This is a genomic window from Streptomyces sp. NPDC058773 (genome assembly GCF_042746015.1).
Lineage (GTDB): Bacteria > Actinomycetota > Actinomycetes > Streptomycetales > Streptomycetaceae > Streptomyces.
Genome location: NZ_JBHYPE010000052.1, coordinates 18,810 through 32,192 on the forward strand (window position 1 = coordinate 18,810; position 13,383 = coordinate 32,192).

Sequence of the window (13,383 nt, forward strand, 5' to 3'; positions counted from 1 at the left end):
GTCGTCGGCGGGCTCGGGCACCTGGGAACCCGGGGTCTGATAGATAGTGGACGCCGCGTTGCGGCAGACTGCACCCGCACACCCACCAGGCCGAGTACAGATACGGGACTTCGGATATGAGCGCCCCTACCTCAGGATCCGCCGGCGGCAGCCCCACGCCAGGCTTCTACCCGGACCCGTCCATCCCCGGCTACATCCGGTACTGGAACGGTGCCGCGTGGGTGCCGGGCACCAGCCGGCCCGCCCCCGCCGAGGGCGAGGCGATGCCCGCCGCGCCGCCCGGCGCGGGCCCGGCCCCCGCCGTCGAGGAGACCGGCCCGGTCTTCTTCGACGAGGAGGAGGCGGCCGGCGGCTCCGCGGTGCCCGCCGTGGGCGAGAGCGGCGAGCCGGCCGCCCGGCCCGCGGCGAGCTGGGACGACCCGGCCCGGCTGCACGGCACCAGCCCCGAGTCGGCCGCCGCCTGGCAGGCCGATGCCTCCCGGCAGAGCGGATTCGGCGGGGAGCCCGTCTCCTGGGGCGCCCCGGACCAGGCCCCCGCCGGCAGCCCGTCGGGGGCCGCTTCCTGGGGCGCGGTGCCGCCGCAGCGCGCGGAGCAGGGCGCCGACGCCCAGGCCGCCGAGGCGCCCGGCGCCGCCCGGCCGGGGGTCCCCGGCGACGGGACGGTCGCCATCCGCGCCGTGAACCCGGCCGCCCGCCGCGGCGGGAAGTCCGGCGACCAGGGCACCACCGCGATCCGCGCGGTACGGCCCGACGGCGGCAAGCCCGCCAAGGGCAACGAGACGATGGCGATCCGGGTCGCGGGCGCCGGCCGCGGTCCGTCCGCCGCGCCCGAGGACGGCGCCGCACAGTCGCCGCCGGCCGCTCAGCAGCCGGCTCCGCAGGCCCCGGCCCCACAGGCTCCCGCTCAGCAGGCTCCGGCCCCGCAGGCCCCCGTCCAGCAGCCCCCGGCCCCGCAGACTCCGGTTCAGCCGGCCCCGTCCCCCCGGAGCGCGGCCCCGCAGCAGCCCGCCCCGCAGGCGTCCGCCGCCGCGGCCGGACTCCCGCCGCAGGGCGGTGCCGCACCGGCCCGGCCCGGTCCGCAGGGCGACGGCGCCGAAGGCGTCACGCCCTGGAAGCCGCCGGCCGCCGCCGACCCCTTCGCGGCCATGGCACAGGCCGCCCAGGGCCACCCGGCCGGCCTCGGCCGCCGGTTCGCGGCCCGGCTGATCGACACCCTGGTGCTGGGCGCGCTCACCGCCGCGGTCGCCGTCCCCATGTGGGGCACGGTCACCGACCACCTCGACGCCAAGGTCGAGGCGGCCAAGCAGTCCGGCCGCCAGGTGACGGTCTATCTGCTCGACGGCACCACCACCCCGGTCTTCGCCACCATCCTGGCCGTGCTGCTGCTCGGCGGTGCGCTCTACGAGGCGCTGCCGACCCTCAAGTGGGGCCGCACCCTGGGCAAGAAGCTGTGCGGGGTACGGGTCCTCGACATCGAGAGCCATGACACCCCGACCCTCGGTGCCGCGCTCAAGCGCTGGTTCCTGTACAGCGTGCTCGGCGTCCTCGCCGTCGGTGTGCTGAACGTCGTCTGGTGCCTGTTCGACCGGCCGTGGCGCCAGTGCTGGCACGACAAGCTGGCCCGGACCTTCGTCGCGTCCGGCTGACCCCGCCGCGGGCGTACCGCGGCGGCGGTATCCGTTCCCCCGAACGGACCTCGCCGGATGCGGCGGGCCACGACAAGCGGTCGACTCGGGCCATGAGTACCGACCAGCCCCGGCCCGGCCCCGGTGAGTCGCCGGAGAACGACCCGTTCCAGAAGCCGCAGGAGCCCCCGGCGGGCGACGCTCCCCGCAACCACGCTCCCCGGGACAACGGCGCGCCCCGTAACCACGCCCCGCACGGCGGCGGTACGGGGGGCGGGGGCTGGGGCGGCGCGGAAGGCGGCGGGCCGCCCCCCGGGGGTACGCCGCCGCCCGGTGGCACCCAACCGCCCCCGGCCGGCGGTCCGTACGGCGCCCCGTACGCCGGTGATCCCTACGGCGGGCAGTACGGCGCGGCCGATCCGCTGGCCGGGATGCCGCCGCTGGCCAACCGCGGCCGCCGCCTCGTGGCGCGCATCATCGACGCGATCATCGTCGGGGTGCCGGTCTGGCTGATCATGACCGCGATCGTCGGCGGGGTGGACTACTTCAGCACCGACGGCGACCAGGCCGGCCGCCAGTCGACGGTCTCGGGCATCACCCTGCTGGTGTATCTGGTCTACGAGGGGCTGATGCTCAGCAGCCGGGGCCAGACCGTCGGCAAGATGGCGATGAAGATCCGGGTGGCGATGCTCGCGGACGGTTCGATCCCGCACGGCCAGCCGGGCTGGGTCCGGGCCGCGGTCTACTCGCTGCCCGAGATCGTGCCCTGCTGCGGTTTCATTTTCTGGCTGATCAACGTCTTGTGGTGTACCTGGGACAAGCCGTATCAGCAGTGTCTGCACGACAAGGCCGCGAAGACGGTCGTGGTGTCCACGGAGACGGGGCCGGCGACCGGTTCAGCGTGAGTGCTCGCCGATCCGGGCCTCACCGGCACCGGCGGTGACACCGCGCCAGGCGGCGGGCTGCGGCGTACCCGTGGGCCGGGCCCGCCCGTCCGGGGCCGGAACGGCCGACGGAACAGCCGCGGGAACCGCCGAAGTGCCGGGCGCGGCGGGCGACTCGGTCCGTACGACATGCCGGCGGACCACCCGCGACACCCGGGGCATCGGGACCGTCATGGCGACCAGCAGCCCGAGCCCGAGCCCGGCGATGGCGATGACCGCGACCCCGATGCCGGTCTCCGTCTGGGAGAGCAGGAGCATCGCGAGGGTCGAGAAAAAGACGGTGGCCGAACCGTAGGCGAGCTGTGCGGCGGTCGGACGAGGCATGGCGGGATCCGTCCTCGGAGGGTCGGCAGGGGGCTTGGTCAGGGCGCGCCGGGAATGGAGCCTACGGTCCAAAATGCCCGCGGGGAACGCCGGGTAAGCGTGACCTAACCCACGGTTCGGGGCACAGGGGGCGCACAACACCGCCACGCCTGCCCGGACGGCATGACGTCCTGGCTGCTGGGACGGGGGCGCATGCCCGGCGGGCATATACGCCGGCGTCGGCCGGGATTTCGGACTGCCCGGCAGGGCGCGGCCGCCCGCTGTCCGATAGCCGCAACTCGCGGACCGAGAAACGTACTTCGCTGACGTGCCCAAGTCAAGATCTGTCTTTTTCATCGTACTTCCGGTCGAATGCCCTCGAACAGTGACCGGTTCGATGGGGAGGACAGCGCCAAGTGAGAGCTAACAGAGGGGTGTTCAGACCGGCCGCCCTGGCCACGGCAATTGCCGCGATCGGGGCGGCCGCTTTGTCTTCGGGGGTGGCGACGGCCGATGCGCAGGGGCCGTCACCGGTCGCCAGGCATCAGGACCCGGCTCCCGAGCGGGCCGTGAACCACGACCTCAAGGGCCCGTTCAGCAAGCGGGAGGCGGCCGAGCGCAAGGAAGCACTCCAGCAGGTCATCGCGGGCGACGCCAAGGCGACCGAGCGGAACGGTTCCCAGGTCGTCCAGCTCGGCAAGCACAAGTACGTCGAGCTGGCCCGGCAGAAGACCGACCGGATCTTCACCATCCTCGTGGACTTCGGCGACAAGGTCGACGACACCACGATGTTCGACCCGGACGGCGACGGCCCCAAGCCGCCGGTGAAGAAGTACGGCGGTGACCCCGGCCCGGCGCACAACGCGATAGGCCGGCCGGACCGTGCCAAGGACAACAGCACGGCCTGGCAGAAGGACTTCAACCGCAAGCACTTCCAGGACCTCTACTTCTCGCACGACAAGAAGAAGCAGTCGCTGGCCAAGTACTACGAGAAGCAGTCCTCGGGCCGTTACTCGGTCGAGGGCGAGGTCTCCGACTGGGTCCGGGTCGACTGGAACGAGGCCCGCTACGGCTCCAACTACTGCGGCCAGACCAACTGCGCCAGCGCCTGGGACCTGATCCGCGACGGCGTCAACCAGTGGGCCAGGAACCAGAAGGCGGCCGGCCGCACCGACGCGCAGATCAAGACCGACCTCGCCAAGTACGACCGGTGGGACCGCTACGACCACGACGGCGACGGCAACTTCAACGAGCCCGACGGCTACCTCGACCACTTCCAGATCGTGCACGCCGGTGAGGACGAGTCCGCGGGCGGCGGTGTCCAGAAGACCAACGCCATCTGGGCGCACCGCTGGTACGCGTACGGCACCGACAACGGCAAGACCGGTCCCGGCGACAACCGGGCGGGCGGCACCCAGATCGGCGACACCGGCTTCTGGGTCGGCGACTACACCATGCAGCCGGAGAACGGCGGCCTCGGCGTCTTCGCCCACGAGTACGGCCACGACCTGGGCCTGCCGGACGAGTACGACACCAGCGGCACCGGTGAGTCCTCGGTGGACTTCTGGTCGCTGATGTCGGGCGGCTCCTGGCTCGGCACCGGCAAGGACAGCATCGGCGACCTGCCCGGCGACATGAGCGCCTGGGACAAGCTCCAGCTGGGCTGGCTCAACTACGGCAAGGCGAAGGCCGCGAAGAAGTCCACCCACACCCTGGGCGTCGCCGAGTACAACACCAGGAACAAGCAGGCGGTGGTCGTCGAACTGCCGGCCAAGGCGGTCAAGACCGAGATCGTGAAGCCCGCGGAAGGCTCCAAGCAGTGGTGGAGCGGCATGGGTGACGACCTCAAGAACACCCTGTCCCGCCCGGTGGACCTCACCGGCAAGGCCAAGGCGTCGCTGACCCTCAAGGGCTGGTGGGACATCGAGAAGGACTACGACTACCTCTACGCCGAGGTCTCCACCGACGGCGGCGCCAACTGGACGGCCCTGGACGGCACCGCGGGCGGCAAGGCCATCCCGCGCGACGGCAGCGACAAGCCCGCCCTGACCGGCACCGTCGCCGCCTACCAGGACCTCGCCTACCCGCTGGACGCCTACGCGGGCAAGAAGATCGACCTGCGCTTCCGCTACCAGACCGACGGCGGCGCGGCCCAGAAGGGCTTCGCGGCCGACGCGGTCAGCGTCGTCGCCGACGGCAAGGCGCTGTTCACCGACAACGCCGAGGGCGACGACAACGGCTGGACGAGCAAGGGCTTCTCGCGCGTCGGCGCGTCCTTCACCAAGGACTACCCGCAGTACTACCTCGCCGAGAACCGCCAGTACGTGTCGTACGACAAGACCCTCAAGGTGGGCCCGTACAACTTCGGCTGGACCTCGACCAAGCCGGACTGGGTGGAGCATTTCCCGTACCAGAACGGTGTGCTGATCTGGCTGTGGGACACCTCGCAGGCGGACAACAACGTCGGCCAGCACCCGGGCCACGGGCTGATCCTGCCGGTCGACGCGCACCCGAAGGCCGAGCACTGGGCGGACGGCAAGCTGATGCGCAACCGCTTCCAGTCCTACGACTCGACCTTCACCCGCTTCCGGACCGACGCCCTCACGCTGCACCGTGACGGCAAGCAGGTGAAGATCGCCTCGAAGAAGGGCGTGACGCTCTTCGACGACCGGCACGGCGTCTACTACGACACGTCGAACCCGACCGGCGGTGTGATCGTTCCTGACACCAACACCCGAATCAAGATCACCAAGGAGGCCCGGGACGGCTCCACGGTGCTGCTGCGGATCGGCTCTGCCGGTAAGTAAAAGGTAAATTCGCAGGTCATACGCGGTTCGGCCGCCGCCCCCTAGCGGGCGGCGGCCGATTCGCGTTTAGATGCGTTCTACAGTTCCTTGTTGACGAGAAGTCTCACGGGGGAGATATGACGATGTCCGGTGGTGGATTCATCAGGCTTCCAGGCGGAAGCGTGGTGGTCGCCCTCTCACTGCCCAGGCCGCCGCACGGCGCGCGGTCCGGCCCGTACGACTGCGGCTGCCGGGTCCGGGTCCTGGTCCATGCCGTGAACCGCCAGCGCGCCCTGACCAGGCTGCGCAACCTCGGTCTGCGCTCCGTCTACCTGCGCGGCAACACCGAGCCGCCCACACCCGACGAGATCACGGCCGTCCTGCACCATCCCGACGGCCTGGTCTGGCGCGAGGCCCCGGACGACGACACCGAGTCGTGGCACCCGATACGGGCCCTGCTGCGGCCCCAGCCGGCCCGCCCGGCGGAGCAGGCCCCGGCCCGAGGGGGTGAGCGCCCGGCCGCCTGACGGGGCCGTCAGCCGCCGATCAGGACCGGCTTGCCGGTCAGCTCGGCGCCCGCCGCGCGCAGCTCCTCCAGTGCCCGCTCGGTGCTGTGCGCGGCCACCCCGGCGGTCAGGTCCAGCAGGACATGGGTGCGCAGCCCGGCGCCGAGCGCGTCCAGGGCGGTGGCGCGTACGCAGTGGTCGGTGGCGAGGCCGACCACGTCGACCTCGCTGACGGAGTGGGCGTGCAGCCAGTCCGCCAGCGGGGTGCCGTTCTCGTCCGTGCCCTCGAAACCGCTGTACGCGGCGGTGTGGGCCCCCTTGTCGAAGACGGCGTCGATGGCGCCGGAGGCGAGCGCCGGGGCGAAATTGGGGTGGAAACCGCTGCCCTCCGTGCCGGCGACACAGTGCACCGGCCAGGAGTGCTCGTAGTCCGGGGTGGCGGAGAAGTGATCGCCCGGGTCGATGTGGTGGTCCCGGGTGGCCACGACGTAGCGGTAGCAGCTGCCGGCCGCCTGGCCCACCAGATCGGTGATGGCCGCCGCGACATCCGCACCTCCCGCCACCGCGAGGCTGCCGCCCTCGCAGAAGTCGTTCTGCACATCAACGACGATCAATGCCCGGTGCATGGTGCGTGCCTTCCGGCTGGGGATCGGGAGTGGGGCGCGAGCGGTGGTGTGACCGAGGGTAGCCACTGGACGGGGATTGCGGGAGTGGGGCGGAGCCCGGTACGGCGCGGGACGCCGGGCGGCCTCCGCCCGGTGTCCCGCGCCCCCGGTCAGACGTACGAGGTCACACGTACTCGGTGGGCAGGACGGGCTCGCCCCGGGAGAGCTGGGTCGCCGACAGCGGCAGCGCGGCGCGGGCCGCGATGTGCCGGTCGCGGGCGGCGTCCAGCGGCTCGCGGGCCACCACCCGGCCGGCGCTCACCAGCGGCACCAGCAGCTGCCGGCCGGCCAGCTCGGCGGGGACCGGCCCGGTACCGATGACCTCGGCCTCGGCGACGCCGTCCGCGTCCGGCCGGCGCGCGGCCCACTTGCGGCCGCCGTGCGACGTCTTGGCGCCCATCGACTTCTTCGCGACCGGCCGCAGCGGTGCGCCGGGCTCCTCGCTGTCGGCGCGGGCGACCAGCTTGTAGACCATCGAGCAGGTCGGGTGCCCGCTGCCGGTCACCAGCTGGGTACCGACGCCGTACGCGTCCACCGGGGCGGCGGCCAGCGAGGCGATGGCGTACTCGTCCAGATCGCTGGTGACCACGATCTTGGTCTTCTCGGCGCCCAGCTCGTCCAGCTGCGCCCGCACCCGGTGGGCGATCAGCAGCAGATCACCGGAGTCGATCCGTACGGCACCGAGCCCCGGGCCGGCCACCTCCACGGCGGTGCGCACCGCCTCGGTGACGTCGAAGGTGTCCACGAGCAGGGTGGTCCCGCCGCCGAGGGTGTCGACCTGCGCGGTGAAGGCGTCCCGCTCGGAGTCGTGCAGCAGGGTGAAGGCGTGGGCGCTGGTGCCGACGGTGGGGATGTGGTAGCGGAAGCCGGCGGCCAGGTCGGAGGTGGAGTGGAAGCCGCCGACGTACGCGGCGCGGGACGCGGCCACCGCCGCCAGCTCGTGGGTGCGGCGGGCGCCCATCTCCATCAGCGGGCGGTCGCCGGCCGCCACCGCCATCCGGGAGGCCGCCGCGGCCACCGCGGAGTCGTGGTTGAGGATCGAAAGGATCACCGTCTCCAGGAGCACCGCCTCGGCGAAGGTGCCCTCGACCCGCATGACGGGGGAGCCGGGAAAGTAGACCTCGCCCTCCGGGTAGCCCCAGATGTCGCCGCGGAAGCGGAAGTCGGCCAGCCACTCCAGGGTCGCCTCGTCGAGGATGCCGCGCTCGCGCAGGAAGCCGAGGATGGTCGCGTCGAAGCGGAAGTTCTCCACCGCGTCCAGGACCCGGCCGGTGCCGCACACCACGCCGTAGCGGCGGCCCTCGGGGAGGCGGCGGGTGAAGACCTCGAAGACGGAGCGCCGGTCCGCGGTGCCGGAGCGCAACGCGGCCTGCAGCATGGTGAGTTCGTACTGGTCGGTGAAGAGCGCAGTCGACGGCACGGCCACCGGCAGCCCCAGGTCTGCTGTGTTCATGGGGGAGATGCTACCCCCCTTACTCGTCACTTTGACGATAGTGGGTCGGGCGGTCCGCGACGCGCCCGCAGGCCGCACCGCGCGGCTCGCCGACGCGGCCCGCGCGAGAGGCATTTGTGCGTCGCCGGGCCCCGGGTGGCAGCATGGGGCCTGTGAGCGCCCACCCGTCACCCACGACCACGCTCCGGCCGCATCGCTGCACGCTCAGTGTCCCGGTCGAGATCGAACGTCCCGAGTCGAGCGAGGCTCCCTTCGAGGTCCCCGAACCCGACGTCCCGTGGGTCACGATCGTCCACAACGACCCCGTCAATCTCATGAGCTACGTCTCCTATGTCTTCCAGACGTACTTCGGCTACTCCAAGGACAAGGCGCACCAGTTGATGCTCGACGTCCATCACAAGGGCCGCGCCGTGGTCTCCAGCGGCAGCCGCGAGGAAATGGAACGCGACGTGCAGGCCATGCACGGCTACGGCCTGTGGGCGACGCTCCAGCAGGACCGCCGATGAGCGGGCACTTCGCGCCGCTGCCCGACGGCGGTGCCGCCGTCCCGCTCGACGAGGTCGAGATCTCCATTCTGCGCAGCCTCGCCGTCCAGCTGATGGAGCTGATCGGTCCGGGCGAGGAGGCCGGGGAGAGCGAGAGCGACGATCTGCTGGCGTCGGTCTTCAGCGACGGCCCCAGCGAGCCGCCCGCCGACCCCGTCCTGGCCCGGTTCTTCCCCGACGCCTACGGCGGGCCCGACCTCGTCCCCGACGACGACGTCCGCGCCGCCTCCGCCGAATTCCGCCGCTACACCGAGAACGATCTGCGCGCCCGCAAGCGCGAGGACGCCCTCGCGCTGATCCGTGCGCTGGACACCCTGGCGCCCGAGGGTGGCAGTGCGGAGCTGCGGCTGAAGCCCGCCGAGTGCCGGCAGTGGCTGGGGGCCCTCAATGACCTCAGGCTGGCCATCGGGACGCGGCTTGAAGTCACCGATGAAGAGGACGGCGGCGAGCTGCTGGGGCTGCCGGACAGCGATCCCCGCAAGCCGATGGTGATGGCGTACCTCTGGCTCGGCGGACTTCAGGAGACTCTCGTCGAGTCACTGATGGGCTGAAATACGGGCGTACCGCTCCGGAAATTCTTCAAGTGTTCGCTCAGCGGACGCTCAAATCCGGATAACGATCGCATCACCGCCGCGCCGCGTTCTGCGGTTATTCGCGGAACTTGTCCCGTTTTCCTTGTGGTTCGGTTCACGCCATCTCTAGTCGATCTTCGATGGCGCGTGTTAAATGTTCACGACCTGCCGTGAGCGACGCCACCCCTGTCGCTGCGGGAGCGCTAGCCGGCCGACCGTCGGCGTGCAGGAACTCCATCCGGGGGGATCGGGACCCGATCCGGACAGACCGGGTCGGAATGGAGAAAGGCGCACCACACATGACCTCTGTGCAGGTCGACAAGCAGCACGACGGCAACGGGGCTGGGACGGAGTCCGAAGAGGGCTACCAGCGGGGTCTGGGGAACCGTCAGATCCAGATGATCGCCATCGGCGGCGCCATCGGCACCGGTCTGTTCCTCGGGGCCGGCAAGGCGATCTCGATGGCCGGGCCGAGCATCGTCCTCGCCTACGCCATCGTCGGTCTCGTCATCTTCTTCATCATGCGGGCCCTGGGCGAACTGCTCATGTACCGGCCCGTCTCCGGCTCCTTCTCGGAGTACGGACGCGAATTCCTCGGCCCGTTCATCGGCTTCGTGACCGGCTGGACGTACTGGCTGTTCTGGGTCGTCACCGGCATCACCGAAGTGACCGCCGCCGCCACCTATGTGCAGTACTGGAACAAGGACATACCGCAGTGGGCCTCGGCGCTCGTCTTCACGTGCGCGCTCTTCGGTATCAACCTGATCTCCGTGAAGATCTTCGGTGAGCTGGAATTCTGGTTCTCGATGGTCAAGGTCACCGCGATCATCGGCATGATCCTGATCGGCCTCGGTGTGATCACCCTCGGCTTCTCCGACGCCGGTGACACCGCCTCCTTCACCCTCCTCTGGTCCGACGGGGGCTTCTTCCCCAAGGGCATCGGCGGCACGCTGATGACGCTGCAGATCGTGATGTTCGCCTTCCTCGCCGTCGAGCTGGTCGGCGTCACCGCGGGCGAGGCGACCGATCCCAAGAAGGTGCTGCCCAAGGCGATCAACACCGTGCCGTGGCGGATCGGCCTCTTCTACATCGGTGCGCTGATCATCATCCTGTCCGTCGTCAGCTGGACCGCGTTCAAGCCGGGCGTCAGCCCGTTCGTCGCCGCCTTCCAGCAGATCGGCCTGCCGGCCGGCGCCGGCATCGTCAACTTCGTCGTGCTGACCGCCGCGCTCTCCTCGGCGAACTCCGGGATGTACTCCACCGGCCGGATGCTGCGCGACCTCGCGCTCAACGGACAGGGCCCGAAGTTCTTCACCAAGCTCAGCAAGAACGGACTGCCCACCTGGGGCACCGGCGTCTCGGTCGGCATGATGCTGTTCGGCGTCTACATCAACTACCAGTGGCCCGGCGAGGCGTTCAACTACGTCGTCTCCTTCGCCACCATCTCCGGTATGTGGGCGTGGATCGTCATCCTGGCCTCGCAGCTGCGCTACCGCGCCAAGGCGAACCGCGGCGAGCTGCCGCAGTCCGAGTTCAAGGCCCCCGGCTCCCCCTTCACCTCGGTCTTCGCGCTGGCCTTCATCGGCATGGTGATCGTGATGATGGGCGCCGACAAGGACGCCCGGATCTCGCTCTACGCGGCTCCCGTGTGGGCGCTCATCCTGGGCGTCGGCTACCTCTGCATCCAGCGGCGGGACGCGGCGAGCCTGGCGGCCGTCGCGGCGCCGCAGGAGGCCGCCGCCAAGGACACCAAGGGCTGAGGCGGCCCCCGGAGGACCCCCGGACGGCCAGGCTGTCCAGTATGCGGGCCGGTACGTACCACTCTTCGGTACGTACCGGCCCGCTGGCTATTCTTGGCGCCATGCTGACCCTCACCAAGGCCCTCTTCGACCAGATCGTCGAGCACGCCCGCCAGGACCACCCCGACGAGGCGTGTGGCGTGGTCGCGGGCCCGGCAGGCAGTGGCCGCCCGGAGCGGTTCATTCCGATGCTGAACGCCGCCCGCTCGCCCACGTTCTACGAATTCGACTCCTCCGACCTGCTCAAGCTCTACCGCGAGATGGACGACCGGGACGAGGAGCCGGTGATCATCTACCACTCGCACACCGCCACCGAGGCCTACCCCTCCCGCACCGACCTCTCCTACGCGAACGAGCCCGGTGCCCACTATGTCCTGGTCTCCACCGCCGACACCGACGACGCCGGGCCCTTCCAGTTCCGCTCGTTCCGCATCGTCGACGGCGAGGTCACGGAGGAAGAGATCGAGGTCGTGGCGGCGTACTCCTGAGCGCGTCCCACCTGGCGTACACCAGTCGTCCGCATCATGGGACAAGGTTCCAATACCCGGACCGGGAATCGCTACGATGACCGCATGGTTGACCACGACGTGAGCGAGAACAAGAAGGGACCGGGCATGCTGCTGCTCGCTCCGCTCGCCACGCGTCGCTCCGCATCCGCGCTGCTCGGCGCGTTCGGCTGCGGAGCCGCCCGGCTGCACGTGGATCTGTGCCGCCTCTCCAGCGCGATCTGTCCGCGCTGCGCCGGCGCCTGACCCGGCCCGTACGGGCGCACCTCCCGCGCGACCCCCGCACCTCCCGCGTCACCCGACGCCCTCCCGGCCTGCCGACCCCGTGCACCCGGGACGCATCGCATCCGCCACCGCACTCCCACAGGAGCACCCTCATGGCCATCGAGGTCCGAATCCCGACCATCCTGCGCACCTACACCGACGGCCAGAAGGCCGTCGAGGGCAGCGGAGACACCCTCGCCGACCTCTTCACCGACCTGGAGAGCCGGCACGCCGGTATCCGCGAGCGCCTGGTCGACGGCGAGCAGCTGCGCCGCTTCGTGAACGTCTACCTCAACGACGAGGACGTGCGCTTCCTGGAGGGCATCTCCACCAAGCTCGCCGACGGCGACAACGTGACGATCCTCCCGGCCGTGGCAGGAGGTGCCGGGGCGCAGCCCCGTCCGGCAGGGGCGGTGGTCGGGTGGCGGGCGGGGGGCATGCGCTGATGCGTTACGACTCCCCGCTGGCGGCGGTCGGGAACACCCCTCTCGTCCGCCTCCCGCGCCTCTCGCCCTCCGATGACGTCCGTATCTGGGCGAAGCTGGAGGACCGCAACCCCACGGGCTCGGTCAAGGACCGTCCCGCGCTGCACATGATCGAGCAGGCCGAGAAGGACGGCCGGCTCACCCCCGGCTGCACCATCCTGGAGCCGACCAGCGGCAACACCGGTATCTCGCTCGCCATGGCGGCCAAGCTCAAGGGCTACCGCATCGTGTGCGTGATGCCGGAGAACACCTCTTCCGAGCGGCGTGAGCTGCTCGCCATGTGGGGCGCGGAGATCATCTCCTCGCCCGCCGCGGGCGGCTCCAACACCGCCGTCAGGGTCGCCAAGGAGCTGTCCGCCGAGCACCCCGACTGGGTGATGCTCTACCAGTACGGGAACCCCGACAACGCCGGTGCGCACTACGCCACCACCGGCCCCGAGATCCTCGCCGACCTGCCCTCCGTCACCCATTTCGTCGCCGGTCTGGGCACCACCGGCACGCTGATGGGCGTCGGCCGCTATCTGCGCGAGCAGGTCCCCGGCGTCCAGATCGTCGCCGCCGAACCCCGCTACGACGACGTCGTCTACGGGCTGCGCAACCTCGACGAGGGCTTCATCCCCGAGCTCTACGACGAGTCCGTGCTCACCACCCGCTTCTCGGTCGGCTCCGAGGACGCGGTCCGCCGCACCCGTGAACTCCTCGCGGAGGAAGGCATTTTCGCGGGTGTCTCCACCGGCGCGGCACTGCACGCCGCGATCGGCGTCGCCAGGAAGGCGGTCAAGGCCGGGGAGACCGCCGACATCGTCTTCGTCGTCGCCGACGGCGGCTGGAAGTACCTCTCCACCGGCGTCTACACGGCCGAGTCCACCGAGGCCGCGATCGCCACGCTGCACGGCCAGCTCTGGGCATAGCGGCGGGGACGCCCCCGGC

Annotated in this window: 14 protein-coding genes; 11 read left to right on the top strand and 3 right to left on the bottom strand. The window is 70.8% G+C overall.

What is annotated here, in order from left to right; translation table 11 throughout:
- Positions 1-116: 116 nt before the first annotated feature.
- Positions 117-1,646: an RDD family protein gene (locus ACFW5B_RS30500; protein ID WP_386446629.1), complete on the top strand. Its 1,530-nt coding sequence runs from the start codon at positions 117-119 to the stop codon at positions 1,644-1,646.
- Between the two features lie 92 nt (positions 1,647-1,738).
- Complete coding sequence (locus tag ACFW5B_RS30505; protein WP_386446632.1) at positions 1,739-2,530, top strand: RDD family protein; 792 nt, start codon at positions 1,739-1,741, stop codon at positions 2,528-2,530.
- Here ACFW5B_RS30505 and ACFW5B_RS30510 read toward each other — a convergent pair.
- Positions 2,522-2,893 carry a hypothetical protein gene (locus ACFW5B_RS30510; protein WP_386446635.1) on the bottom strand — a complete coding sequence of 124 codons (372 nt, stop codon included), beginning with the start codon at positions 2,891-2,893 and terminating at the stop codon, positions 2,522-2,524. The two genes, ACFW5B_RS30505 and ACFW5B_RS30510, sit on opposite strands and share 9 nt — an antisense overlap.
- Positions 2,894-3,288: 395 nt before the next feature.
- Between ACFW5B_RS30510 and ACFW5B_RS30515 the strand changes: the two genes are divergently transcribed.
- On the top strand, positions 3,289-5,679 hold the full coding sequence (locus tag ACFW5B_RS30515) for an immune inhibitor A domain-containing protein (RefSeq protein ID WP_386446637.1): 2,391 nt from the start codon (positions 3,289-3,291) through the stop codon (positions 5,677-5,679).
- Between the two features lie 122 nt (positions 5,680-5,801).
- The gene (locus ACFW5B_RS30520; RefSeq protein WP_386446640.1) at positions 5,802-6,185 is read left to right on the top strand and encodes a hypothetical protein; all 384 of its coding nucleotides are present in this window, start codon (positions 5,802-5,804) and stop codon (positions 6,183-6,185) included.
- An 8-nt stretch (positions 6,186-6,193) separates the two neighbouring features.
- Here the strand turns inward: ACFW5B_RS30520 and ACFW5B_RS30525 are convergent, their stop codons facing one another.
- Entirely contained in the window at positions 6,194-6,790 is a 597-nt protein-coding gene (locus tag ACFW5B_RS30525; protein ID WP_386446643.1) for an isochorismatase family protein, read from the bottom strand.
- A 163-nt stretch (positions 6,791-6,953) separates the two neighbouring features.
- The gene (locus ACFW5B_RS30530) at positions 6,954-8,282 is read right to left on the bottom strand and encodes a nicotinate phosphoribosyltransferase (protein WP_386446646.1); all 1,329 of its coding nucleotides are present in this window, start codon (positions 8,280-8,282) and stop codon (positions 6,954-6,956) included.
- 152 nt (positions 8,283-8,434) lie between these two features.
- Between ACFW5B_RS30530 and clpS the strand changes: the two genes are divergently transcribed.
- From clpS to ACFW5B_RS30565, 7 genes are all read left to right on the top strand, one after another.
- Complete coding sequence (gene clpS, locus ACFW5B_RS30535) at positions 8,435-8,788, top strand: ATP-dependent Clp protease adapter ClpS (protein WP_386446649.1); 354 nt, start codon at positions 8,435-8,437, stop codon at positions 8,786-8,788.
- Complete coding sequence (locus tag ACFW5B_RS30540; protein WP_386446652.1) at positions 8,785-9,378, top strand: DUF2017 domain-containing protein; 594 nt, start codon at positions 8,785-8,787, stop codon at positions 9,376-9,378. Before clpS ends, ACFW5B_RS30540 begins: the two co-directional genes overlap by 4 nt.
- A gap of 320 nt (positions 9,379-9,698) precedes the next feature.
- Positions 9,699-11,159, top strand: a complete 1,461-nt coding sequence (locus ACFW5B_RS30545; RefSeq protein WP_386446656.1) for an amino acid permease — start codon at positions 9,699-9,701, stop codon at positions 11,157-11,159.
- 101 nt (positions 11,160-11,260) lie between these two features.
- Positions 11,261-11,686 carry a Mov34/MPN/PAD-1 family protein gene (locus tag ACFW5B_RS30550; RefSeq protein ID WP_386446659.1) on the top strand — a complete coding sequence of 142 codons (426 nt, stop codon included), beginning with the start codon at positions 11,261-11,263 and terminating at the stop codon, positions 11,684-11,686.
- Between the two features lie 84 nt (positions 11,687-11,770).
- A complete protein-coding gene (locus ACFW5B_RS30555; RefSeq protein ID WP_386446661.1) occupies positions 11,771-11,950 on the top strand; it encodes a putative leader peptide in 180 nt (59 codons plus the stop codon).
- Positions 11,951-12,081: 131 nt separating this feature from the next.
- Positions 12,082-12,414 carry a MoaD/ThiS family protein gene (locus tag ACFW5B_RS30560; protein ID WP_386446663.1) on the top strand — a complete coding sequence of 111 codons (333 nt, stop codon included), beginning with the start codon at positions 12,082-12,084 and terminating at the stop codon, positions 12,412-12,414.
- Positions 12,414-13,364, top strand: a complete 951-nt coding sequence (locus ACFW5B_RS30565; protein WP_386446665.1) for a PLP-dependent cysteine synthase family protein — start codon at positions 12,414-12,416, stop codon at positions 13,362-13,364. The genes ACFW5B_RS30560 and ACFW5B_RS30565 overlap by 1 nt, the downstream gene beginning before the upstream one ends.
- Positions 13,365-13,383: the final 19 nt, after the last annotated feature.

Bases quoted from the DNA above. Each gene is read 5' to 3' on its own strand.
- ACFW5B_RS30500 (WP_386446629.1), top strand. From the start codon at position 117: ATGAGCGCCCCTACCTCAGGATCCGCCGGCGGCAGCCCCACGCCAGGC.
- ACFW5B_RS30505 (WP_386446632.1), top strand. From the start codon at position 1,739: ATGAGTACCGACCAGCCCCGGCCCGGCCCCGGTGAGTCGCCGGAGAAC.
- ACFW5B_RS30510 (WP_386446635.1), bottom strand. From the start codon at position 2,893: ATGCCTCGTCCGACCGCCGCACAGCTCGCCTACGGTTCGGCCACCGTC.
- ACFW5B_RS30520 (WP_386446640.1), top strand. From the start codon at position 5,802: ATGTCCGGTGGTGGATTCATCAGGCTTCCAGGCGGAAGCGTGGTGGTC.
- ACFW5B_RS30525 (WP_386446643.1), bottom strand. From the start codon at position 6,790: ATGCACCGGGCATTGATCGTCGTTGATGTGCAGAACGACTTCTGCGAG.
- ACFW5B_RS30530 (WP_386446646.1), bottom strand. From the start codon at position 8,282: ATGAACACAGCAGACCTGGGGCTGCCGGTGGCCGTGCCGTCGACTGCG.
- ACFW5B_RS30540 (WP_386446652.1), top strand. From the start codon at position 8,785: ATGAGCGGGCACTTCGCGCCGCTGCCCGACGGCGGTGCCGCCGTCCCG.
- ACFW5B_RS30545 (WP_386446656.1), top strand. From the start codon at position 9,699: ATGACCTCTGTGCAGGTCGACAAGCAGCACGACGGCAACGGGGCTGGG.
- ACFW5B_RS30550 (WP_386446659.1), top strand. From the start codon at position 11,261: ATGCTGACCCTCACCAAGGCCCTCTTCGACCAGATCGTCGAGCACGCC.
- ACFW5B_RS30555 (WP_386446661.1), top strand. From the start codon at position 11,771: ATGGTTGACCACGACGTGAGCGAGAACAAGAAGGGACCGGGCATGCTG.
- ACFW5B_RS30560 (WP_386446663.1), top strand. From the start codon at position 12,082: ATGGCCATCGAGGTCCGAATCCCGACCATCCTGCGCACCTACACCGAC.
- ACFW5B_RS30565 (WP_386446665.1), top strand. From the start codon at position 12,414: ATGCGTTACGACTCCCCGCTGGCGGCGGTCGGGAACACCCCTCTCGTC.